Origin of the sequence: Dokdonia donghaensis DSW-1 (assembly GCF_001653755.1) — a bacterium.
Lineage (GTDB): Bacteria > Bacteroidota > Bacteroidia > Flavobacteriales > Flavobacteriaceae > Dokdonia > Dokdonia donghaensis.
Genome location: NZ_CP015125.1, coordinates 2,173,509 through 2,197,912, shown reverse-complemented (window position 1 = coordinate 2,197,912; position 24,404 = coordinate 2,173,509). Strand labels below are relative to the sequence as shown.

At 38.2% G+C, this 24,404-nt stretch carries 23 protein-coding genes; 8 read left to right on the top strand and 15 right to left on the bottom strand.

What is annotated here, in order from left to right; translation table 11 throughout:
* Positions 1 to 9: 9 nt before the first annotated feature.
* Positions 10 to 1,866, bottom strand: a complete 1,857-nt coding sequence (locus tag I597_RS09695; protein WP_035324914.1) for a DNA topoisomerase IV subunit B — start codon at positions 1,864 to 1,866, stop codon at positions 10 to 12.
* A 204-nt stretch (positions 1,867 to 2,070) separates the two neighbouring features.
* Between I597_RS09695 and I597_RS09690 the strand changes: the two genes are divergently transcribed.
* Positions 2,071 to 2,832 carry a hypothetical protein gene (locus I597_RS09690; protein WP_035324915.1) on the top strand — a complete coding sequence of 254 codons (762 nt, stop codon included), beginning with the start codon at positions 2,071 to 2,073 and terminating at the stop codon, positions 2,830 to 2,832.
* On the opposite strand, the gene I597_RS09685 is transcribed toward I597_RS09690, so the two are convergent.
* The 13 genes from I597_RS09685 to I597_RS09625 form a co-directional block, all read right to left on the bottom strand.
* Positions 2,833 to 4,251 (bottom strand): helix-turn-helix domain-containing protein, encoded by a 1,419-nt coding sequence (locus I597_RS09685; protein WP_052111703.1) that lies wholly within the window; start codon positions 4,249 to 4,251, stop codon positions 2,833 to 2,835.
* A gap of 302 nt (positions 4,252 to 4,553) precedes the next feature.
* On the bottom strand, positions 4,554 to 4,799 hold the full coding sequence (locus tag I597_RS09680; RefSeq protein WP_035324916.1) for an acyl carrier protein: 246 nt from the start codon (positions 4,797 to 4,799) through the stop codon (positions 4,554 to 4,556).
* Positions 4,800 to 4,852: 53 nt separating this feature from the next.
* A complete protein-coding gene (locus tag I597_RS09675; protein WP_035324917.1) occupies positions 4,853 to 6,127 on the bottom strand; it encodes a beta-ketoacyl-[acyl-carrier-protein] synthase family protein in 1,275 nt (424 codons plus the stop codon).
* Entirely contained in the window at positions 6,117 to 6,560 is a 444-nt protein-coding gene (locus I597_RS09670; RefSeq protein ID WP_035324918.1) for a 3-hydroxyacyl-ACP dehydratase FabZ family protein, read from the bottom strand. The genes I597_RS09675 and I597_RS09670 overlap by 11 nt, the downstream gene beginning before the upstream one ends.
* Positions 6,560 to 7,351, bottom strand: a complete 792-nt coding sequence (locus I597_RS09665; RefSeq protein ID WP_035324919.1) for an SDR family oxidoreductase — start codon at positions 7,349 to 7,351, stop codon at positions 6,560 to 6,562. Before I597_RS09665 ends, I597_RS09670 begins: the two co-directional genes overlap by 1 nt.
* Positions 7,352 to 7,357: 6 nt before the next feature.
* Positions 7,358 to 8,410, bottom strand: a complete 1,053-nt coding sequence (locus tag I597_RS09660) for a type III polyketide synthase (protein ID WP_035324920.1) — start codon at positions 8,408 to 8,410, stop codon at positions 7,358 to 7,360.
* Complete coding sequence (locus tag I597_RS09655) at positions 8,407 to 9,126, bottom strand: methyltransferase domain-containing protein (protein WP_035324921.1); 720 nt, start codon at positions 9,124 to 9,126, stop codon at positions 8,407 to 8,409. Before I597_RS09655 ends, I597_RS09660 begins: the two co-directional genes overlap by 4 nt.
* A complete protein-coding gene (locus I597_RS09650) occupies positions 9,126 to 10,244 on the bottom strand; it encodes an NAD(P)/FAD-dependent oxidoreductase (protein ID WP_035324922.1) in 1,119 nt (372 codons plus the stop codon). The genes I597_RS09655 and I597_RS09650 overlap by 1 nt, the downstream gene beginning before the upstream one ends.
* An 85-nt stretch (positions 10,245 to 10,329) precedes the next feature.
* Positions 10,330 to 11,040: a YiaD family glycine zipper/OmpA-like lipoprotein gene (locus I597_RS09645; protein WP_035324923.1), complete on the bottom strand. Its 711-nt coding sequence runs from the start codon at positions 11,038 to 11,040 to the stop codon at positions 10,330 to 10,332.
* A gap of 26 nt (positions 11,041 to 11,066) precedes the next feature.
* On the bottom strand, positions 11,067 to 11,552 hold the full coding sequence (locus I597_RS09640) for a lipocalin family protein (RefSeq protein WP_035324924.1): 486 nt from the start codon (positions 11,550 to 11,552) through the stop codon (positions 11,067 to 11,069).
* 76 nt (positions 11,553 to 11,628) lie between these two features.
* Entirely contained in the window at positions 11,629 to 11,790 is a 162-nt protein-coding gene (locus I597_RS09635) for a DUF1328 family protein (protein ID WP_021778916.1), read from the bottom strand.
* Between the two features lie 214 nt (positions 11,791 to 12,004).
* Positions 12,005 to 14,011: an alpha-ketoacid dehydrogenase subunit alpha/beta gene (locus I597_RS09630; RefSeq protein ID WP_035324925.1), complete on the bottom strand. Its 2,007-nt coding sequence runs from the start codon at positions 14,009 to 14,011 to the stop codon at positions 12,005 to 12,007.
* Between the two features lie 180 nt (positions 14,012 to 14,191).
* Complete coding sequence (locus tag I597_RS09625; RefSeq protein ID WP_035328649.1) at positions 14,192 to 14,836, bottom strand: SDR family oxidoreductase; 645 nt, start codon at positions 14,834 to 14,836, stop codon at positions 14,192 to 14,194.
* 251 nt (positions 14,837 to 15,087) lie between these two features.
* Between I597_RS09625 and I597_RS09620 the strand changes: the two genes are divergently transcribed.
* Genes I597_RS09620 through I597_RS09595 form a run of 6 tightly spaced genes read left to right on the top strand, consistent with a single transcriptional unit; the run spans position 15,088 to position 21,178 of the window.
* Positions 15,088 to 16,038 carry an isopenicillin N synthase family dioxygenase gene (locus I597_RS09620; RefSeq protein WP_035324926.1) on the top strand — a complete coding sequence of 317 codons (951 nt, stop codon included), beginning with the start codon at positions 15,088 to 15,090 and terminating at the stop codon, positions 16,036 to 16,038.
* Between the two features lie 2 nt (positions 16,039 to 16,040).
* Complete coding sequence (locus I597_RS09615; protein ID WP_035324927.1) at positions 16,041 to 16,373, top strand: translation initiation factor; 333 nt, start codon at positions 16,041 to 16,043, stop codon at positions 16,371 to 16,373.
* A 34-nt stretch (positions 16,374 to 16,407) separates the two neighbouring features.
* Positions 16,408 to 17,337 carry a hypothetical protein gene (locus I597_RS09610; protein ID WP_035324928.1) on the top strand — a complete coding sequence of 310 codons (930 nt, stop codon included), beginning with the start codon at positions 16,408 to 16,410 and terminating at the stop codon, positions 17,335 to 17,337.
* A 1-nt stretch (position 17,338) separates the two neighbouring features.
* The gene (locus tag I597_RS09605) at positions 17,339 to 18,214 is read left to right on the top strand and encodes a nucleoside phosphorylase (RefSeq protein ID WP_035328653.1); all 876 of its coding nucleotides are present in this window, start codon (positions 17,339 to 17,341) and stop codon (positions 18,212 to 18,214) included.
* Positions 18,215 to 18,268: 54 nt separating this feature from the next.
* Positions 18,269 to 20,323, top strand: a complete 2,055-nt coding sequence (gene ppk1 / locus I597_RS09600) for a polyphosphate kinase 1 (RefSeq protein ID WP_035324929.1) — start codon at positions 18,269 to 18,271, stop codon at positions 20,321 to 20,323.
* A 3-nt stretch (positions 20,324 to 20,326) separates the two neighbouring features.
* Entirely contained in the window at positions 20,327 to 21,178 is an 852-nt protein-coding gene (locus I597_RS09595; RefSeq protein WP_035324930.1) for a substrate-binding domain-containing protein, read from the top strand.
* A 258-nt stretch (positions 21,179 to 21,436) separates the two neighbouring features.
* Here I597_RS09595 and I597_RS09590 read toward each other — a convergent pair whose 3' ends face one another.
* Entirely contained in the window at positions 21,437 to 22,102 is a 666-nt protein-coding gene (locus tag I597_RS09590) for a uracil-DNA glycosylase (RefSeq protein WP_035324931.1), read from the bottom strand.
* Positions 22,103 to 22,220: 118 nt separating this feature from the next.
* Between I597_RS09590 and I597_RS09585 the strand changes: the two genes are divergently transcribed.
* On the top strand, positions 22,221 to 24,398 hold the full coding sequence (locus I597_RS09585; RefSeq protein WP_035324932.1) for an endonuclease MutS2: 2,178 nt from the start codon (positions 22,221 to 22,223) through the stop codon (positions 24,396 to 24,398).
* The last annotated feature ends 6 nt before the right edge of the window (positions 24,399 to 24,404 follow it).

Here is a 24,404-nt window from a genome sequence, read left to right as displayed (position 1 = left end):
GTTATTCTTTTACTCCTCTACTACTCTATCTAGTTCTACCTTTAGATTTTCAATAATAAACTTCTGTCTATCTGGGGTGTTTTTACCCATATAGAAAGAGAGAAGATCTTCTATCATAAGTGCTTTGTCGAGCATCACTGGTGCTAGCCTGATATCTTCTCCTATAAAAAACTGAAACTCGTCTGGCGATATCTCACCAAGTCCCTTGAATCGGGTAATCTCTGGCTTTGCACCTAGCTTTGCCATCGCATCTGCCTTTTCTTGATCACTGTAGCAGTATATAGTTTCCTTCTTGTTACGCACTCTAAAAAGTGGCGTCTCTAGTATATACAGGTGTCCCTCTTTAATAACTTCTGGAAAAAACTGAAGAAAAAACGTAATAAGCAACAGGCGTATGTGCATACCATCTACATCGGCATCGGTTGCGATTACAATGTTATTATAGCGTAAATCTTCTATAGATTCTTCTATATTGAGTGCCGCTTGCAATAGGTTAAACTCTTCGTTTTCGTACACAATCTTTTTAGAAAGACCGTAACTATTAAGAGGTTTCCCTTTAAGACTAAAAACCGCTTGTGTGTTTACATCTCGTGACTTTGTTATAGATCCAGATGCAGAGTCTCCCTCTGTGATAAACAGTGTAGTCTCTAGGTTGCGCGCTTTTTTACTATCTGTAAGGTGTATACGGCAATCTCTTAATTTCTTATTGTGTAAACTCGCTTTTTTTGCTCTCTCCTTTGCAAGTTTTCTTATACCAGAGAGATCTTTACGCTCACGCTCTGCCTGTAAAATCTTGCGCTGCAAAGCATCTGCCACTGGCGGATTTTTGTGTAAGAAGTTATCTAGGGCCGTTTTTAAGAAATCATTTATGTAGGTTCTTACCGTAGGTAAGTCTCCTCCCATATCTGTAGAACCTAGTTTAGTCTTTGTCTGTGACTCAAAAACAGGCTCAATTACCTTGATACTTATAGCTGATACTATAGACTTTCTAATATCTGAAGCCTCATAATTCTTACCATAAAACTCTCGTATAGTACGTACAATACTCTCTCTAAATGCCGCTTGGTGTGTACCTCCTTGAGTGGTATGCTGACCGTTTACAAAAGAGTGATACTCTTCTGAGTACTGCGTTTTACTATGTGTAATAGCAACCTCAATATCTTCACCTTTAAGATGGATAATATCATAAAGTCTATCCCCCTCTGCTATAGACTCAGATAGTAAATCTTTTAATCCATTTTCAGAAAAGAACTTCTCACCATTAAAAACAATAGTCAGACCCGGATTAAGGTATACATAGTTCTTTATAAGGCGCTCTACATACTCAGAGCGAAACTTAAAGTTCTTGAATATCTCACTATCTGGTACAAACGAAACCTTAGTCCCGCGCCTACGCGAAGTCTCATCTAGCAAGTCTTGATTTGTAAGCTCTCCACGCTCAAACTCTGCACTTGCAGACTTACCATCTCTGGTAGACTCTACTCTAAAATAATTAGAAAGTGCATTTACCGCCTTTGTACCTACACCGTTGAGTCCTACAGATTTCTTAAATGCACGCGAGTCATACTTACCACCCGTGTTCATTTTTGAAACAACATCAACCACTTTTCCTAGCGGAATCCCACGGCCGTAATCGCGTACGATTACTTTTTCGCCTTGTATAGAAATCTCAATGGTCTTACCCGCACCCATTACAAATTCATCTATACAGTTATCAAGGACCTCTTTTACAAGGATATAGATACCGTCATCTGCACTTGAGCCGTCGCCTAGTTTACCTATATACATCCCGGGACGCATACGGATATGCTCCTTCCAGTCGAGGGAGCGTATATTATCTTCGTTGTATTGTGTTTCTTGAGCCATAAAATGTCGTGGAGTCGCTAATATAAGGACTTGCGATGGGTTAAGTAAGCACAAAAAAAAGAAGTAATTAACAATTTTAAAATCTCTTTGTTGATTGCTATCTTTTTTACGCTTTCGCGAAAAACCACACCCTTATCATCACTATAAATCACTCTTATAAATGTGCACTATATTGTATATTGTGAGTTCTAATATTACAAATTTATGGCTGTATTAAGAGGTTTACAAAGAAGACTCATACTTATTGCTATCGCTGGTGGCATCGCAGTATTATTATATTTTTTATTTAGGACCAACACAGCTACTACACCAGAAGTAATGACTGGAAATGCATTATTACAAAAAATAATGAGCTCCAGCGGAGGAAAGGAAAACTACGAGGGTATAAAATCACTCTCTTTTGAAAAAGCATTCAAACTTTACGATAAAGACAGCACTACCGAAATAGACCGTCTCGAAAAACACACTTATGATTTTACAAATGGCGCTATGAGATCCATTATCTGGAAAGATAGCCTACACACGTATAAACTCATACAAAAGGATACTGCAATACTGCAGTTTAAGGATGGTACACGTGATACATCTGTAAGCAAGAAGGCTCTACAAAACAAATTATATGCCGCCACTTTTGTGCTGGGTCTTCCCTACACGCTAGACACAGATAGCTCGGTAAAAACGTACTTAGGTATTACAGATTTTCAAGGTAGACCAGCACACGAGCTTAAAGTGACGTTTCAAGATGGCACAGACACTTGGTATCTTTATTATGATGAGTCTACATTAGACTGGCTGGGGTACTGGGTACAAACATCAGATCATTATAGCCTAGTAATTAATGAGGAAATGATTAATATAACAGGGTTTACGCTTTCGCGAAAGCGTAAAAGCTACCGCACAGACGCACAAAAAAATCGACTCTACTTGAGAGCCGATTATGAATATTCCAACTATTTAATACAATGATCAGCTCACATTTTCAAGTTTGAGAAACTGTGTAGGTGTGAGATCACAAAATCTTTTAAATGACTTATTAAAAGTCACTTTGTTATTATAGCCTACCTCATAGGCTATGTCTATGATATTAAGGTTTTCTGGGTTGTTTTTTAAACGTTCCATAGCCTCTTCTACTCTATATTTATTTATAAGTTCAAAGAAGTTAAGGCCAAAATGCTCATTTATTACCTGTGAAGCATTGTGACGTGTTGTACCTAGTCGCTCTGCAACATACTCAAGTTTGAGAGTACTTTGTCTATACAGTTTATCTTCTTCTAGCAGCTTGACAAGTTGCTCTTTGAGTTCATTTGAGAAACTCGGTGTGAGACCAGAGTTTTGATATTTGTTTACCGCCTTTTTTACTTTAACAACCGTAGTCCCTATAAGCGCCTGTGGATTTGAGTAAGCCACATACCCAACATATAATACAAGGCCTGTCATCGCTAAGAGTTGAATATGCAACAAATCACTTCCAAAACTATACTGTATTAATATAAATGCATAAAGGGCATAAAACACTGCATACACGCTATGCACAATAACTATGTTACGACGTAAACGCAATTGCTTTATCTCAACGTTTGCTGCTTGCTTATTATTGAGATAGAGTTTGATAGTAAAAAATCCGTAGACTACAAGAGATATTACTTTACATATAGTAGCTGGAACTAAGTATGGTAATGTAGAGTAAGAGCCTTCACCAAGCATAATCTCTAATTTTCCCTCGGCAGACATTGCAAAGACTGGAATAAGCAGTATTAAAAATATAACCGTAGGTATTAAATGCAGCGCATCTGTCTTTTTAAACTCATAATTTTTTGTAATTCGCTTAAAGTAAAAATAAAGTACAGGACCATACAAAAATGAAAACGGCGCAGACATCGATAATGTGTGCGGCTCATAATACACATAATTAGATAAATAAAGTGCTACGTGTATTAAGAAAAAAGAGTGCATAAAGACAAATAGACTTATGAGACCATTTGCCATTTTATCTTGCTTTTTTCTCGCATTTAGAATAAGGGCAATAAATATACCTATCAACCCTACATACAAATAGAAAAAAGTACCCATACTAAACTTAACTAAGTACTTATCCTTTAATTCAATAAAGCCGTTGTTTCGTTTTAGAACTTCATATGCGCTATTTTCTAAAATAGAAAAATCACCAGTTTTTACAATATAGGCTTCGAGAGATGCTACCGCCTTATCTTCTTGCCCATTTTTGGTATACAAAATGGCCTCACGCTCTAGCGCACTTGCTGTATCAATATAAAGTCCTTCTTGAGTTTCTTGTGTAGCATTTTCGTCTGGGTCTATCGTAGGATTTGAAAAAGCGACTAGCGGGATACTTAGAAAAAGTAATAATGCAATGAGTGATGATTTCATAAGTGTTCGTTTGATTGATGTCTGTAAGGTACAAAAACATCGTATAAACCATTGATTATAAGTATGCACCGATAAAAGTTTACTTACAGACTAAAATTACAAATTATATTAATCCCAAACTATACTAAACTTAAAAAACTATAAATCAATCTATTAAAAAGTAAGTTTTTATCGGTTAGCACAAAAAATAAAGTAAATATACTTCGGAATAAAAATGCGTTATTTTTAATAAAGAAATCTACTACAAATAAAAAAGCCCCATATCGGGAGCTTTTAGAATAACTTTTTTACTTCAAAAAGCCTTATAAAACCTTTGCTTCTATAATTTCTATAGCAGATTTTACAGTTTCCATCTTTTCTATCTCATCATCCTCTATGGTAATATCAAAATGATCTTCTACGTCTAATACGATGTCTACCAGATTTGCAGAATTTATATTAAGCTCTTGAGTAAGATGACTAGTAGGTTTAATATCATCTACAGATACATCTTCTGGAAGATAGATTTTAATAATGTTTTTTAACTCGTCGTAATGCTTTATGTTCATATCTTTAAATGTGTGATGAGATTCTTACTCATCAGGTTACTATCATATTTATTTTAAGCTGTAATTTTTTTAAATATCATACAGCAATTTACATCTCCAAAGCCAAAACTAGCCTTAGCCGCTATAGAAATTGTTTTATTTACGGTATGACTAGGCACACAGCTATCATCTATTATACCCTTTATATCTGGATGTAAATTACCTGTATTTATATTGCCAAAGACCTTATTATCTTTAAGTTCTAATATGGTTGCCACAGTCTCAATGCTACCAGCGGCAGCAAGGCAATGACCAGTCATACTCTTGAGAGAATTAATATAAGGAAAATCTTTACCCCTTAACTCTAACGCTTCACTCCAATTTTTTATCTCTGTAGGGCACATTCCTGTAGATGTAAGGTGACCATTTATGGTATCTATATCTCGACTATTAATATCACTATTTCTTACAGCAGTACGTATACAGTGCTGCACCGCCTCACTGTTAGGTGCTGTCATTGTGCCTCCCATACGCTGTCCTCCACTATTTACAGCTCCTCCTAAAACTTCTGCATAAATGCGAGCCCCCCTTGCCAGTGCACTATCTAAAGATTCTAGTACAAGTGCTCCTGCCCCACTGCCCGGTACAAAACCATTTGCATCTTCTTGCATAGGCCTACTGCCAGCCGTAGGGTTCTCATTATATTTTTTAGTAAGTACACGCATAGCATCAAAACCTCCCCATATGTAAGGACCACTGTCATTACAGCTCCCTACTAGCATACGCACCGCATCACCATTGCGCACGCGCTCATATCCCATTAAGACACTCTCAAGACCTGTAGTACAGGCACTACTATTTGTTGTAACTTGATTACCACAACCTATGTAACCGCCTAAGTAGGCGCTTATCCCGCTTGCCATTGTTTGGATAACTGTAGTGCTTCCTAATCGGCGCACTTTACCCTCATCAGTTTGGTAAATAGCGCTTCTAAATTTTTCTGCACCCAGTAGCGAAACGCCAAAAATTATCCCACTATCATAGTCTACAGCATCCTTAGCAATAATATTGAGACCAGCATCTTTCCAAGCGTCTACACCTGCTATCATACCATACTCAATACCCGAACTTTGTAAATCACGTAACTGTAAGGGTGTGAAGTATTCTTTTAAAAGCTCAGGAGTAACATCAGGCTGTCCCGCAATCTGACAGCCAAAATTCAAATCAGCTAGCTGTTGATGAAAAGTAACACCACTTTTACCCGAAAATATAGCATCAGAGAATTGTGCTAATCCTATTCCGTTAGGAGCACAAACACCCATACCTGTAATCACTACTCTATGCTTCATCTTTTGTGTTAAAAATTCCTGCTAGCTCACCTTGCGCACAAATATCACCTCCTTCATTATATAGCTTTACGGCACAATTTAATTTATTAAATCTAAAATATTTTTGTACAGCTTTTACTATTACTCGCTCTCCTGGTAATACAGGTTTTAAAAACTCTGTTTGTGCATTTGTAAACGCTACTTGTAATTGAGACAGGTCCTTATCTTGCATTTTAAAAATACCTAAGCTTACAAGACCTATTTGTGCCATACACTCTGTAAGAATAACTCCAGGAGTAACAGGTAAATCTTTAAAATGGCCTTTGTAAAAAAAAGCCTCAGGTTTAAAGGTATAACTACCGTGTATCTCCTCTTTTGTCACCATATCTATAGTATCTACAAATAAAAATGGCTCGCCATATGGTAGTGCTGCAATGATTTCTTCTCCGCTCATTATCTTATGTGTTCACCACCATCTACTGGTATTGTAGTACCGTTAATCCACGAGGCTTCGTCTCTTGTTAAAAGATACACTGCATTTGCCACATCATTAGGAAGTGTAAGTCGTTGGTATGGATTTCTCTTAACCGCCATTTCTTTCATTTTATCACTACCCGGTATGAGGCGTAAACTTTCGGTATCTGTAACGCCGGCTTGTATGCAGTTAGACGTTATACCCAGCGGTGCAAACTCAAGGGCAATTCCGCGAGAGATACTCTCTAGGGCAGCTTTTGCCGCCGCAACTGCTGCATATTGTGGCCACGCACGACTACTACCCTCACTCGTAAACGCAATGGCTCTTGCAGATGGGGTAAATAATTCCGCTTTCGCGAAAGCGGAAACCCAATCATAATAACTCACTGCCATTGCATCCAGCGTGCCCTTGAAATCTTCATTAGAAAGTGTATTCCCGCCTTCTGTATCATACAACGGTTTTAGGTTACCGCGTGCAATACTATGTACGATTAATTTAATGACACCTTTACCAAGTTTTGCTAAAATATCATCTACAGTCTCTTGCCTTTTCTTAGGGTTAAGTGCGTCTGTGTTATAAGATATAATCTCACAGCTAGAGATCTCCATCTCCCGCACAGCATTTTCAAAAGCTGCGACCACACTACGTCTTGACCTGTGTATGATAATAATATTCATACCCTCGTGGGCTAGCTTCTTTGCCGTGGCAAGGCCTAATCCAGCACTTCCACCCAGTATAACAGCATATTTATTTTTATAGCTTTGACTCATCTCTTATTACCATTTTAAAAGTACGCGTTGTGCCGAAAAGCCTGGACCAAAACTCAACATTATTCCTAGATCCCCCGGAGCACACTGTCGGTCTAGAAAACGTTCTAAAACGTACAAAACAGTGGCACTACTCATATTACCATACAACTTTAGAACTTCTTTTGTATCATCTATATTTTTACCTAGTTTACCAAAAAGGTCTTCTACCGTCTCTACAATTTTACGGCCTCCTGGATGAAATATAAGGTGGTTTACATCTTCTATACTAAATCCATTTTGTGCGAGAAACGGATGTATAATATCTGGAAACTTATCTGCTATTTGTTGTGGTACTTGCTGATCTAATATCATTTGTAAACCTGTATTTACCAGCTTAAAACCCATCATCTCTTGTGCATTGTAAAAGTGATACATTGCGGTATCTACTATCTCTGGTCCCTTATCTTCTTCTCTACTCGATAATAAAACACAGGCAGCTCCATCACCAAAAATTGCCGCACTCACCACGTTTACCATAGAGTAATCATCGTGCTGAAAGGTAGCCGTAGGACTCTCTATAGCAATCACCGCCGCTCTCTTGCCAGGATTTGCCTTGAGAAACTCATTTGCATAAACGGTACCACTTACACCAGCTGCACATCCCATCTCTGTTACTGGAAGTCGTACAATGTCTTGTCTTAAATTTAAAGCATTTATTAAATAGGCATCTAGTGACGGTATCATAATACCTGTACAGCTCACTGTTATTATAAAATCTAGCGATTGCCCTTCCCACGCAGCTTTATCAAGTGCTTTTGAGAGCACTTGCTCTCCTAGCTTTACAACCTCTCGCGTGTAGATATCGTTTTTTTCTTGAAAACTAGTAGCAGTAAATACCTCCTCTGGTGCCATTATACTGTAGCGTTTGTCTACAGCGGCATTGCCAAAAATCTTTTTTACCTTTCTCTTAAAGCGATCTTCCTGCTCGTCTAACCATATGTCTAAAAAAGGCAAGATTTCCTCTGTGGTGCGTGAGTACTGTGGCAACTGCTTTGCTACCGTTGTTATTTTTACGCTCATATTGTTTTTATAACCCACAAGTATCTAAATGCCCATTTCCACTGTATGAAATAACTATCTAGTGCGAGTTGTTTTGAATAGGTTTCTAATTCTTCTTTTTTAAAGGCTCTAGCTATACTCACCTTACCATCATACTTAGCAATCTTACTTTTCATAAATATACCGCTAAAAAGCTGAAACAAACGATATGCAATCTTACTGCGCTGCAAATCATTTATAATCACTCCTGTACTTGCAAGCTGCACAAAGGTTTTAATAAAGGTACAGATTTGCTGGTCTGTAAAGTGGTGCATTGTCAAGGTGCATAATATAATATCGCACCCTGCTGTAGCAGCGTCTAGCGTAAGTATATTTTGAGTGCTAAACGTGAGATGTGAGATACCTTCTGACTTCTTTATTGCTCTGGCAATGCTCTTCTCATTTATATCAAGCCCTATAAAATCTATCTTATAATCTATCTTATAATCTAGGTTTTCAAAATGTCTTGCAATCTGTCTTAAAACCTCTCCATCTCCACAACCTACATCTATCACTCTCCAATGTTTTTTATCGGGTTGTGAGGTTATCATATCCTCAAGTGCATTGATTGTTATCTTGTTACCGCCTAAGTATTTGTTTACCACAGCTAGATCTTTGAGAGCAAGACGTAGGTCTGCTTCTGGCAACTCTGGGTCATCCATTAATTCTGGAGCATTACTACGTTTATCAAAATTCATTACAAAAGGTTTTTGCCGTGAGTAGATGTTATAATCTTAGTGAGTAATCTAGGTGATTGCTGTAAAACTCTCACACCTACTTTAGTGATAGTATCGCTTTGCAAGCCTCGCTGTATGATAGCACCGTTGCGCATTCTGGTTGTAAATGCAGCCTTCCACTGCTTGGTATAATTTTGCTCTAGGTGCGCTCTACTTTTTGGGTATAACAGATATTCTAATAAACACTCACTAGCAATCTTAGCACTATGTATCGCCATCGCCATACCATTACCACATAACGGGTGTATAAGACCTGCACTATCACCTATCATAAGTATGTGATTCTCCACAGTCTGCTTGTTTTGAAAGGATATCTGACTTATGGTGAGTGGTTTATTAAACAAGGGTTTCGCTTTCGCGAAAAATGACTTGAGCTCTTTATTCTTTTCTAATACTTCAACTCGATAGGTATCTAAATCTTTATATTTTTTAAATGATGCAACATCTGCCAGATAACAAACATTTACAGCATCTGTCTCTACTTTAGATAGACCGCAATACCCGCCTTTAAAGTTATGTAAGGCAACCTGATCTTCTGGAAAATCTGCTTGATAATGTGCCTTCACACCGAGCCAAGGAGAACGGGTGGAAATAAATTTTCGCGAAAGCGTAATATCTAGCGTACTCCGCTTTCCGTAGGCTCCTATTACGTGTGGTGTTCTATAGCTTTTATCTGTGATGGCTACTTCAAACATCTCATCACAATACGTGATGTCTAAAACGCTTGCTCTCTCAACGGTGACGCCGTTTTCAATAAGCTTATTGTACATCATATAATCTAGCGCATACCTACTTATACCGAAACCGCCTAGTGGCAAATCTATATGAAGCGCCTCAGCACTTAAGCCCGAGAAGGCAAACTTTGTAATTTCCTTTGCTCCGTGAGCGATGGGATCTATACCTAAACGTTTGAGATACGGTAAAACCTCATTTGAGACATACTCACCGCATACTTTATGTCTTGGGTACTCATTTTTTTCTATAAGAAGAATGCTGTGAGCAGATTGGGATAAATGGAGAGCTGCGGTTAGTCCCGCAAGGCCACCTCCTACAATAATGATGTCATAATCTTGTCTCACATTGTGAAGTTACGAACCGCGAGACAATAAAAAATCCTTAAAACTAAAGTTTTAAGGATTTTATGAATTCTGTTGAGGCTAGTTCTTAATTACCTCCGTTAGCCTGATTTATTGCATCTTCTTTCATTTGCTCATTAGGCACTATTGCAAGTTGCACTCTTCTATTTTGAGCTCTCCCCTCAGCTGTATCATTACTAGCTGCTGGTTGGGCCTCTCCATACCATACGGTTGTAAAACGCCCTGCAGAGAGCCCTGTACCTATCATATAATTTGTTACTGCGTTTGCTCTGTTTTGAGATAATGTGAGGTTACTTGCATCAGATCCTACACTATCTGTGTGGCCTGCTACAATAACATTAGTCTGGTTGTATTCTTTCATAATATTAGACAGTTTATTGAGCATAGTCTGGCTATTTGCATTAATGTTATACTTGGCTGTATCAAAGTACACACCAGAGTTCTCATCAAATGTTACCACGATACCATCATCTACACGCTCTACACTCGCACCTGGTATTTCTTGTTCTATCTGTTGTGCCTGCTTATCCATTTTATTTCCAATAAGAACACCAGCACCGCCGCCTACTACACCACCTATCACTGCACCTAGTTCTCCATTACCACCTTTACCGGCATTGTTACCTATAATGGCTCCTAATATGGCACCTCCAGTAGCACCTATTACGGCACCTTTTTGTTTATTATTTGCATTTTTTGTGGCTTCACAGCTAGTAAAACCTGTAAGCATTGCAGCACCTAGTGCTACCACCGTTATATTTCTTAATATATTTTTCATTTTTATGATTTTTTGATGTGTAATAATTACTCTGCGTTCTTAGTAAAATTCATTGTGATTTTAAAAGGAGATCCCTCTACATTTACCGTTTGTGTCATTTGCAACTGGTTATCAGACAGGTAAGAAATAGCTATTCTAAAACCAGTATTGGTCTCAGATTTCATTTTTGCATCTGTAGGCTTTAGTAAAATATCATAATTCATCTCATCACCTTCATTATTAGGTATAGACCATACGAAGTATCTTTTTTCGGTATCGCAGCTTGCGCCCGAGAGCTCATAGTTTCCAAAATTATTGTTAGGTATAAACCTCCAAGTACTACCTTCCATACAATCCTCAGAAGCATCGTTCAAGAGGTTTATATTATAAGTTCCTACACGGTCATAACTCACGTCGTTAAGTGTCCAGGTTCCTTTAAGCGTTTTCTTTGATTGTCTTATAACAGAGGTAGAACTACAACTGCTAATCACGGCTAGCACTATAACTAACAATGACATTTTAAAATATTTCATAATAGTTAGGTTTTAATGTAAAAATGGCAATCTCTCCACTATAGAAAGATTGCCAAATATGGGTTATTATAAAGTCTTATCTCTTAAATAAACGACTTACTAATGATAGTACAAATAATACAATGAAGATAAAGAATAAAATCTTTGCAATACTCTCAGCTCCAGAGGCAATACCACCAAATCCAAAGATTGCAGCGATAATTGCGATAATAATAAATATGATTGTGTAACGTAACATAATGTGATTGTTTTATTGATTAGTATGATGTAAAAGTATCGCCATTTGTTGCGTTTTTTTTAGACTTTAGCAGCCTTTAACGGCTAAATGTTAACCAATAGCCAAGATTCTATCTTTTAACTCATTTTTACTTAAAACATTAACATTTTAACCCTATAAAAAAAATGGGCTTCATATTTGAAGCCCATTTTAAATAATAATCTAGTGTAAATTCTTAATAATCTATGAGCTCTTGTAGGGCACTTTCTAGGCGTTCTAATGGTAAGTACTGCTGCTCTAGATTTGCATCAAAAGGTATAGGTGTGTCAAGACTTGTCACCCTTTTTACCGGTGCATCTAGCTTCTCAAAACAAGATTCCATTATAAGAGCCGAAATATCTGACATAATAGATCCAAATCCAGAATCTTCCGTAAGTAATAATGCCTTACCGGTTTTACAAACAGATGCGATGATGCGCTCCTTATCCAGTGGTTGTAATGTTCTTAAGTCTATAAGATCTACAGATATTTCTGTTCTTTTATTTAATAAGTCAAGCGCCCAGTGCACCCCTGCTCCATAAGTAATGATGGTAAGCTGCGACCCTTCTCTTACGAGTGCAGCCTTACCTAGAGGTAATGTATAATAATCTGTAGGCACTTCTTGTCTTATACTTCTGTATAGCTTTTTATGCTCAAAAAATAGCACGGGATTTGGATCTTCTATAGCGGTTGCAAGTAATCCCTTTGCATCTGCTGGAAAAGCAGGAAAAACCACCTTAAGACCTGGTGTATGTGTAAACCAAGCCTCATTAGTTTGAGAGTGAAAAGGTCCAGCAGCCACCCCTGCACCACAAGGCATACGCACCACCACATCTGCCGGTTGTGACCATCTATAATGCGACTTTGCGAGATAGTTTACAATAGGGTTGAAACCCGAGGTTGCAAAATCAGAAAACTGCATTTCCATTAGTGCCTTCTTTCCATTTATAGCAAGACCCATTGCAGTCTCAACAATGGCGCTCTCACAAATAGGTGTATTGCGCACGCGTTCTTTACCAAACTGTGCTACAAAGCCTTCGGTTATTTTAAAGACGCCTCCATACTCTGCCACATCTTGCCCCATTATCACAAGATCGTCATACTTTTCCATAGACTGGCGCAAGCCTTGAGAGATAGCATCTATGAGTCTTAGTTCTTCTGTAGTGTTGCTGGGTACGCTTTCGCGAAAGCGGAAAGGAGCATAAACATCTTCCATCTCTGTGTTGAGATCTGGAGTGATTTGCTCCTCTTTATACGACTTTTCTAGGTGTTCATTTATTTCATTCTTAATCTCAACGGCATAGCGTTCTTTTACCGTAGCCGAAAGTATACCTTCTTGCTCCAGATATGCCTCATAATTGGACAGCGGATCTTTTTTTGCCCACATATTCATAAGCTCTTGAGGCACGTATTTTGTGCCACTAGCTTCCTCGTGACCTCGCATTCTAAAGGTTTTAAACTCTATAAGTACCGGTCGCGGGTTATTGCGTATGCCTTCTGTTATTTTTGAGATTTGTGTGTAGACTTCAAGTATGTTATTTCCATCTATAATGTGTGATTCCATACCATAGCCCTTTGCCCTGTCTGCAAGATGCTCACAATTATACTGCTCGCTAGTAGGTGTTGAGAGTCCGTAGCCGTTATTCTCTATGCAAAAAAGTACGGGCAGTTGCCATACCGATGCTACATTGAGCGCCTCGTGAAAATCTCCTTCACTTGTCCCTCCTTCTCCTGTAAAAACAGCCGTTACTGCTTTTTCTTCTCTTAATTTATGAGCAAGAGCGATCCCGTCTGCCACACCAAGTTGTGGCCCCAGATGTGATATCATTCCCACTATATTGTATTCTTGCGTACCAAAATGAAAACTGCGATCTCTTCCTTTAGTAAAACCGCTCATTTTACCCTGCCATTGTGTAAACAATCTATACAAGGGGATTTCTCTCGTAGTAAACACTCCTAGATTACGGTGCATAGGCAAGATATATTCTTCATCACGCATTGCAGATGTAACTCCTACAGAGATGGCCTCTTGACCTATACCAGAAAACCATTTTGAGATTTTGCCTTGTCTAAGCAAGATGAGCATTTTCTCCTCAATCATACGAGGTTTGAGCATCGCTCTGTACAATTGCAAGAGTATTTTATCATCAAGAGTACCTCTATTGTAATTAAATGAGAGTGTGGTTTTTGTATGCGTAGCCATTAGGTTGTGTTTGATATAACCAAATGTAATCATTATTGCCTAACGATTACCTGCAGTAAAATCTTGATGTTATATTCTGACTAATAAGCAGCTCTATAAAAAAAGCTAGTAACTCATATGTAATACATACAAGCTACAAGCTTCTCATAAAATCTGTAAATAGTTTTTAAAAAGCAGTGATTATGCTTCCTCTACTGCTACTTTATTTAAGGCATCTGCTATGAGCTTATCTCCTTTTATAATTTCAAAAGTTTCTCTGTTTGCAACGTCATCATTAAGAGAGCGTACCAGCGTTTGAGCTACATCGTTACGACTTATCTCCCCCTGTTTACCAAGTTTTTCGGCTAGTTCTATCTTATTGGTAAGCTCATCATTTGTTAAGCTTCCTGGGCGCACTATTGCATAATTAAGACCACTTTCTTTAAGGTACACATCTGCATTATGTTTTGCTTTTAGGTAATCTTGTAGGTCTTCTGCCTGCTCTGGATTGTCTGCTCCCATAGAGCTTAACATTACAAACTTCTTAATGTTATTCTGTTTTGAAGCATCAATCATTTTCTTTGCTCCTTCTTGATCTACAGCAACTACCTTCTTACCTCCAGATCCGGCTGCAAAAAGTACTTTATCATAAGGCTGGTTAAATACTGGAGTTACATCTTCTTCTAGATCTCCCATTACAGTTGCTACACCCTTTGATGCAAAGAAAGACTTTTGCTCCTCCTTACGCACCATTGCTATAGGTGTGAAGTATTGTGATTCATTTAAAAAGTTTACTATTATTTTTCCTGTGGTACCGTGGGCACCTGCTACTAATATCTTTTCCATAACCTCAAGATAGAAAGATACTGGCGGCAAACCATAAATTACTAATCGGTTTAACTTCGATTTAGTATGAAAGTATCATTTTGAGAATCAATTACTAATGAAATTAACATAAAGAAAGTGTTAATGTATTGCAATACGCTTTCGCGAAAGCGTACAAAAAGTTACTAACAATTTGAGGCTCCAAAATGTGAAAAACGCTGTTAAGCCCCTAAAAATGCTTACCTTCGCCACACAACAGTAAAGATTACAAGATGAATAATATACCAAGTGTAAACCTTGCAGATTTTTTGAGCGATGATCCTGCAACTAAGGATAAATTTGTTCAAGAAATAGGTAAGGCATATGAAGAAATAGGATTTGTATCCCTTAAGAACCATTTTCTAGATGATGAGCTTGTAGATGATTTATATAAGAATGTAAAGGACTTTTTTGCTCTTCCAGAGGCTACAAAAAAGAAGTATGAAATAGAAGGTGGCGGTGGCCAGCGCGGTTATATTTCTTTTGGTAAAGAACACGCAAAAGGAAAGAAAGAAGGTGACTTAAAGGAGTTTTGGCATTTTGGACAAGAGGCAGATGAAGATGCAAATCTTATTGAGGAGTATCCAGAAAATGTGATAGTAAGTGAGATACCAGCCTTTAATGAAAAAGGTATGGAAGCATACCGTATGCTAGAAAAAACAGGGATTTATGTACTACGTGCACTGGCTTTATATATAGGTCTTGATGAGTTTTATTTTGACCACTGGGCAAGAAACGGAAACAGCATCTTAAGACCTATACACTACCCTCCTATTACCGAAGAGCCTAAAGGTGCCGTACGTGCAGGTGCTCACGGTGACATAAACCTCATAACCTTACTTATGGGAGCCTCTGCCGGAGGATTGCAAGTACTACGTAAAGATGGTGAGTGGATAGATGCCATACCTAATGAAGATGAGCTTGTAATAAATGTAGGTGATATGCTAGAGCGTCATACTAATAATAAATTACGTTCTACTATACACCGTGTGGTAAACCCTCCAAAAGAGCAATGGGGAACGGCTCGCTACAGTATACCTTTCTTTATGCACCCTAGGTCTGATATGAAGCTTAACTGCCTTGACGAATGTGTAGATGAGAACCACCCAAAGGCTTTTGAAGATATTACTGCTGGAGAATTTTTACACCAGCGCCTTGTAGAAATAGGGTTGATTAAAGAATAAGTATGGACTTAAGTGATCAATTAAAGAATCTTTTTCCGGATCACACTCCAGAAAAAGATGCTACAGAAAATCTTGACATAGAAGATACCCTCTGGATACAAGATGATCCTCTCATTTGTAAATATGAGAAGCGCAAAGGAAAACCTATCACGATTATAGAGGGGTATACCGGCGCTACCTCAGACTTTAAAATTCTTGCAAAAGAGATTAAAGTTTTACTAGGTGTAGGTGGTAGTTTTAAAAATGAAAGTATCATTATACAAGGTGATTATAGAGATCGCATTATGTCTTTTCTGAAAGACAAAGGTTTTAAAACTAAACGTGTAGGCGGATAAACGTATCTTAACCGCAAGTAAATACACCATCCCTATGTCACAACTCTTACACGTTACAAACGGCGATAGCCTTAATGATAGATTACTTGCAATGCAAGTAAAAGGAGATTATGCGGTATGGCGAGAGCTGCTGTGTGAAGGTAAGACGGTGGCAAACCTAGCCAGTGAGGAGTTTAGAGCGGCACGTATATCCTTTTTTGAATCAAATTACCCGGAGCACGCTGGATCTTATGATGATATCTTTGGTAGTCAGCTAGCTATTGTTGCAGATGCCCATTTATATGAAGAAGTCGTCTTATGGTTTGAATATGATCTCTTTTGTCATATTAATATGCTTGCCTGTATAAGTTTTTTACGTGCTATAAATTACAAAGGTATTGTCTCACTTGTGTGCAGTGGTCGTGTATCTGGCGAAAAAGAGCTTAAAGGCCTCTCGCAATTATCTGACCAGCAACTACTGGCTCATTATAAAGACAAGACTACGCTTACAAAGCACGATATCTTTCTTGCAGATGATTTATGGAGACTATACTGCGGTAATGATCACTTAAAACTTAAGCCACAACGTGCAAAAGATACTAGCTTCACCTATTTATCTAACTGTATAAGTGCACACAAGGAGCGGTTTCCGCACGTGCAGAGTGGACTTAACACACTGGAAACAAATATGCTTAGACTCATACGCAAGTATGAAATTAAATCAGAAAAACAACTATGTGGTTATATGCTCAATTACCAAGGTTACTATGGGTATGGAGATATACAACTATTTAAAATGATAACTAGAATGCGACCATTTTTCATCCTCGAGAATGATGTACTTACTCTCACAGAAGAGTCTAATAACATTCTGGATAAGGGTAAAAATGTATTTCAAAAAATCGCTTATTCTTGCAACCTAGGTGGTGTATCAAAGTATGATTACACCTATGATGAAAATAACCACCAGCTTACAAAATTATAATATGGCCATAGCCTCTTCAGAACTTATACTTAACCCAGACGGGAGTATCTATCATCTTAATATTAAACCGCAAGATATTGCTACAACAATTATCACCGTAGGTGATCCAGATCGTGTAGATACGGTTACAAAGTACTTTGACAGTATACGATTTACAACACAAAAGAGAGAGTTTAAAACTACTACTGGAACCTATAAAGGAAAAGAGATTACCGTCATATCAACCGGTATAGGTACAGATAATATTGATATTGTCCTTAATGAACTAGATGCTCTTGTAAATATAGATCTAGAGACTAGAGCTGTAAAAGATACGCACACAACACTTGATATTATACGTATTGGTACAAGTGGGGCGATTCAAAAAGACATCCCCGTAGACTCGTTTTTAATAAGTCGTTACGCAATGGGACTAGATGCGCTTTTACATTTTTATGATAGTAAGCACATACAGCACTTTGAGATACAAGAAGCGTTTATAAAACATATGGACTGGGCTCCAGAAAAGAGTGCTCCTTACGTAGTTTCTTGTGATGAAACGCTAGCAGCAAAATTTAATGAGCCAGATTTTTACCAAGGTTTTACTGCTACAAACATAGGTTTTTATGCGCCTCAAGGTAGAATGCTTAGACTTAAGACGAGTGACGTTGAGATGAATGATAAATTGGGTTCTTTTAGCTTTCGCGAAAGCGGACTCAACCTGCGCGTTACAAATCTAGAAATGGAAACCTCTGGAATTTACGGGCTCGCAAAATTACTGGGACATAGAGCTATATCTCTTAATTGTATCCTAGCAAATAGAGTTAATAAAACCTTTAGCACACAACCTACAACACAAACCGAAAAGCTTATAGAAGAGGTTTTAGACCGTATTTAACACTTAATTAAAACTGTAGGGACATCGCTTTTGTACTTTTGTGAAAATTGCTCTATGATTAATCTAGATGAAACTAATTTTAAGCATCGCGATATAAACTGGCTTGCTTTTAATGAGCGTGTATTACAAGAGGCAGAAGATGTAGAGAATAATCCGCTTTATGAACGCCTCAAGTTTCTTGCTATTTACTCTACTAATCTGGATGAGTTTTTTCGTGTGCGCGTGTCACAACTACGCCAGCTTAAACGTGTAAAAAAGAAGATACGTAAAGAACTCTCACTACGACCTAATAAGATTGTAAAAGAGATAAAAAAAACTGTAAATACTCAGCAAGAGCGTTTTGGCAAGGTCTTTAGGCTACATATTATACCAGAGCTTAAGGCAAATGGCATACATCTTCTTACCTCAAAATTATATACAGAAAAGCACGATGCTATTATTGATGGTTTCTATGAAGAAAAATTAAAACCTCTTCTAGAAGTAACTGTAGTAAATGTAAAACAAGGTGATATCTTCTTGCAGGATCAAGCGCTATACTTTTATGTTCTATTTAAGGATACTCAAAAGGTAGGATTTGTAAATATTCCTTCAGATAAAATAAATCGTTTTCTAGAGCTATATGAAGAAAATGGAGCGCATTATCTCACGTTTATAGATGATATCATTCATCATAAAATGCAAGATATTTTTCCTGCCGAAACTATTAGAGGAATTTACGAGGTAAAAATATCTAGAGATGCAGAGTTATATCTAGATGATGAGGTAGATGGTATACTTGCAGAGCGTATTTATGAATCTTTAAAACGAAGACACCGAGGACAACCTACGCGGCTACTCTATGACGCGTCTATGGATAAAGAAGATGCAAAGCGCTTAAGAAAATTGCTCAAAGTGGGTAAAGTAGATATGATGCCTGGAGGTCGCTATCATAACTTTAATGATTTTTTTAGTTTTCCCGACCCTACAGATAACCCAAAACTTCATTATCAAGAACAACCTTCCATACCACACAGCACGCTAGCCCATACAGACGATTATTTTACAGCATTAAAAGAACGTGACCATCTCGTGCATTTTCCTTTTATGTCTTTTAACTATGTTGAGCGCTTTATAGAGCAAGCGGCTATAGACCCAGATGTAACAGAGATTAAAATATCCCTTTACCGTGTTGCAGATGAGTCACCCCTCACCTCTGCCCTACTTAAAGCCTTAGATAACGGTAAGAAGGTATTTATTTTTATAGAAGCCAAAGCACGTTTTGATGAAGAAAATAACATAAAATGGGGAAGAAAATTTGAAGAGAAAGGCGCGGTAGTTATTTACAGTTACCCTAGAATAAAAGTACATTCTAAAATTTTACTCGTAAAGCGTAAAGAAGAAGGTAAAAATAGAAGATACATCTACATAGGCACTGGTAACTTTAATGCAAAAACCTCAAAAGTATATGCAGATCACGGCTTCTTCTCTGCAAATAAGAAGTTAAGCAAAGAGCTAGATAGGGTATTTAAAGTACTACAGGGAGACCTTATTGTACCGCGCAACAAACACTTACTTGTAAGTCCGTTTACCACGCGTCGTACTTTTGAAAAGCTTATTTATGATGAGATAGAATATGCTCAAGCAGGTAAAAAAGCCGAAATTAAAATAAAAATCAACAGCCTCGAGGATAAAGAAATGATTCAGTTGCTGTATAAAGCTAGTCAGGCTGGAGTAAAAATACGTATGCTGGTACGAGGGTTTAGCTCTCTTGTACCTGGTATTGAAGGGCTCAGTGAGAATATCTATATGACTTCTATACTAGATAGATACTTAGAGCACGGTCGCATCTATTATTTTTATCACGGTGGTGAAGAGCAAGTGTATATGGGAAGTGCAGACCTTATGACGCGTAACTTAGATAGACGTATAGAAGTACTTGTACCTATCACACAGCCTAACTGTAAGAAGGAATTACTAGATATATTAACCCTACAACTTGAAGATACGGTTAAAGCCCGCATACAAGATGCTGTGGCTTCAAATACATATGTGGGACAGCAGGATGAAAATAAAACGGCTATTAGGTCACAATATGCTATTTTTGACTACTTAAAGAATAAGCATACCTAATATATGATTAAAATACGCATAGGCGGAGTACCAGAACACTTTAACCTCCCTTGGCATCTTGCTATAGAGGATGGAATGTTTGCTCATCACGGCATAGACCTAGAGTGGATAATGTTTCCAGAAGGAACTGGAGCTATGAATAAAGCACTGCGCAACAAGGAGATTGATCTTGCTGTTATCCTCACAGGAGGGATCATAAAAGACATCGCAAATGGCAATCCTTCAAAAATATTACAAGTGTACGTTTCTTCACCGCTGCAATGGGGAGTACACGTAGCAGCAAATAGCGATTTTAAAAGTATAGAAGAACTTGAGAACGCGACCTGTGCCATAAGTCGTTATGGGTCTGGCTCGCACGTAATGGCACACGTACAAGCAGAACAGCGCGGCTGGGATACAAGCAAGCTTAAATTTAATGTAATTAACACCCTAGAGGGTGCGATAGAAGCACTCACAGAGGGCACTGCAGACTATTTTATGTGGGAGCATTTTACCACAAAACCTGTCGTAGATAAAGGTATCTTTAGACGTCTAGGTGACTTTCCTACACCCTGGAGTTGTTTTGTAATTGCAGGTAGAGAAGATTTTATAGAAGCACATAAAGCATCCATAGAGATTGTGCTCGATGTAATTAATACCGTTACAGCAGATTTTAAGAAAATACCTTCTATAGATCGTACACTTGCAAATAGATATGAGCAACAACTAGAAGACATACAGCAATGGCTCTCTATGACCACTTGGTCTCAAAACCAAATAACAAACGAAGAATTATCACGTGTGCAGTCAAAAATATTTGATCTAAAAATGATTGAAAATCAGATAGATATAAATAAATTTAAGATTAATTTATAATTTTTTTGATTTTATACGCAACCATTCCTATTTCTGTGCATCTATAGCACAACAACCAACCTTCAATACCCTAGATGACGACGTTTTTTATTGTTATAGGAATTCTAGTCGCTGTAAATTTTTTACTGCTACAGTTTTCTTGCAACAAGGGGTCAGAAGTAGAAACTGAGGAAGAAGAGTAAGCTAATTATATATTAAGTTAAGAACGGCGCTGAAAGCTAATTCAAATTTTCGGCGTCGTTTTTTTTATGTCTTGTTTTACCAGTTTATTGGTGCTTCTCCTTTACTTAGTAAAATCTCATTTACTTTACTAAAATGCTTGTTACCGAACCAGTAACCGCGGTTTGCACTTAGCGGTGATGGATGCCCAGAGAGTAGTATAAAATGTTTTGAAGCATCTATTTTCTTTCCTTTCTTTTTGGCAAAACCTCCCCAGAGTAAGAAAATGATGTTTTCACGCTTTCGCGAAAGCGTATCAATTACCACATCTGTAAACTGCTCCCAGCCTTGCTTTTGATGAGATCCTGCCTCGTCTGCTCTTACTGTAAGCGTTGCATTAAGAAGTAAAACTCCTTGTGCTGCCCATCTATCTAGATTACCAGATGCTGGTGTAGGTAGTCCCATATCTGTCTCAAGCTCCTTGAAGATATTTTTAAGTGATGGAGGATGCGCTACGCCATCTTGTACAGAAAAGCAAAGTCCGTTAGCCTGTCCAGCTCCGTGGTAGGGATCTTGGCCTATAATCACAACTTTTACCTTATCAAAAGGGCAATGATCAAAGGCTGCAAAAATCTCCCCAGCCGGTGGGTAGCAGGTGTGGGTAGCATACTCTTCCTTTACAAATGAGGCAAGCGATTTAAAATAAGGCTTCTCAAATTCGGTAGTGAGTTCTTGCTTCCAGCTGTCTTCTATATTTACGTGCATAATCCGTATTTTTGTATAAGAGTTTGTCATTGCTATTAGACAACTCAAAGCTAGAGAAAAAAGAAATAATTAAAGAGCCGTTGTGGTTCTATTACGCTTTCGCGAAAGCGAGATCCCTATGATAAAAATCAATAAAAAGACACTTCAAGACTTAGAATTTGATATTGTTTGTGAGCAGGTTTCTGAGCGTTGTACGACAGAAAAAGGTATAGCAAAAGCGCTCACCATAGAGCCCTACCCTACACCTAAGCAAGCGCTTTTTGGCCTTCATCAGACTAATGAGTATCTGTCTTCTAGAACGGCAGATAGTGCAATACCTAATCACGGCTTTGATAGTCTTGACCACGAGTTAAAATACCTAGCCATAGAAGATAGTACCCTTGAGAAAGGGAGTTTTAAAAAACTATCTAGCATCTCTGAGACGGTAAATATTCACCTCAAGTTTTTTAAAAAGTTTGAAGAACTCTACCCTACGCTTTATAATACTGTAAGGGAAACGGAGTATACCACAGCGATTATAGACGCTGTCACAAGAATTATAGATAAGTATGGTGAAGTGCGCGATGATGCAACACCTACCCTAGGCACCTTGCGTAGAGCAATAAACCAAACTAAAGGCCGCATAAACTCGAGCTTCTCTAGCGCGCTAGGGCAGTATGCTGGTTATGGCTATCTAGATGATATACGTGAGACTATAGTAGATAATGTGCGTGTACTTGCTGTAACTGCAATGCATAGACGTAAAGTAAAAGGTTCTATTATGGGTAGCTCAAAAACGGGGAGCATTACTTATATACAACCAGAAGCCACACTGCAAGCGCAGCGCGAACTCAACAACCTCATTTTTGAGGAAGATGAGGAGGTAAAACGTATTCTTAAAGAACTTACTAATGCGATGCGACCTTTCATCCCGCTTTTTGAGGAGTATCAAGAGCTACTGAGCGACATAGATGTAATAGCCGCAAAAATGAAGTATGCCGAAAAGCTGAATGGCTTACTTCCTAAAATTACTACAGATAGAGAACTTACCATAAAAGATGCCTATCACCCACTACTTCTTCTTAATAACAATGCAAAAAATGAGAAGACGTATCCCCAAGACATACACCTAGATCAAGGCAGTCGGATTATTGTGATTTCTGGGCCTAATGCCGGCGGTAAGAGTATCACTTTGAAAACCGTAGGGCTGCTGCAAGTAATGCTACAAAGTGGTATGCTTATACCGGTACACGAGTATTCTAGAATGTGCCTCTTTAACAAGATTCTTACAGATATAGGTGATAACCAGAGTATAGAAAATCACTTAAGTACCTACAGCTACCGCCTTAAGAATATGAACTACTTCCTTAAGAAGTGTGATAAAAACACGCTTATTCTTATAGATGAGTTTGGTACAGGGTCAGATCCTGAGCTGGGTGGTGCGCTGGCAGAGACGTTTCTTGAGGTTTTTCACGAGCGTGAGGCCTTTGGTATTATCACGACGCACTATGCAAATCTCAAGATGATGGCAAACGAGACGCCAGAGATTGTAAATGCAAATATGCTCTTTGACGCACGCACGCTGGAGCCACTTTTTAAACTTCATATGGGAGAAGCGGGAAGCTCTTTTACCTTTGAGGTAGCACAAAAAAATGGCATCCCCTACTCGCTTATAAACCGTTCTAAGAAAAAGGTAGAGCGTGGCAAAATACGTTTTGACAAGAGTATTGCAAACCTACAAAAGGAGCGCAGTAAACTCTCAAAGACTACTAGTTCGCTTAAAGCGAAAGAACAACAAGCCGCAAAAGAAAAAGCTCAACTCGCCGAAATAAACGAGAAGGTACAAAGCAAGCTAGAGGCTTACCAAGAACTGTATGACAGCAACCAGCGCTTGATTTACTTAGGTACAAAGCTAGATGGCATAAGCAAAAAATTCTATCACGATAAGAAAAAACGCGAACTCGTAGCCGAGTTTATGAAAATCGTACAGATAGAAAATAGTAAGCGTAAGAAACAAAGTGCAAAGGAAGCCAAGGCACAAAAAGCAAAAGAACTAGCCACAAAAAAAGAAGCTGAAAAGCACGTAAAGGTTATACGTGAGAAAAAGAAAGAGGCGAAGAAAACAGCACCAGAGGTTGTAAAACCAAAGGTGATTTTAAGAGAAGGAGATCGTGTGCGTATGTTTGACGGGAAGGCTGTGGGAGTGATAGACGCTATAGAAAAAGGTAAAGCCACCGTAGATTATGGGATGTTTACCACAAACGTCTCTCTAGAACAACTAGAGCTCGTACAACGCAAGAAGAAGAATGCTAAGTAATAGCCT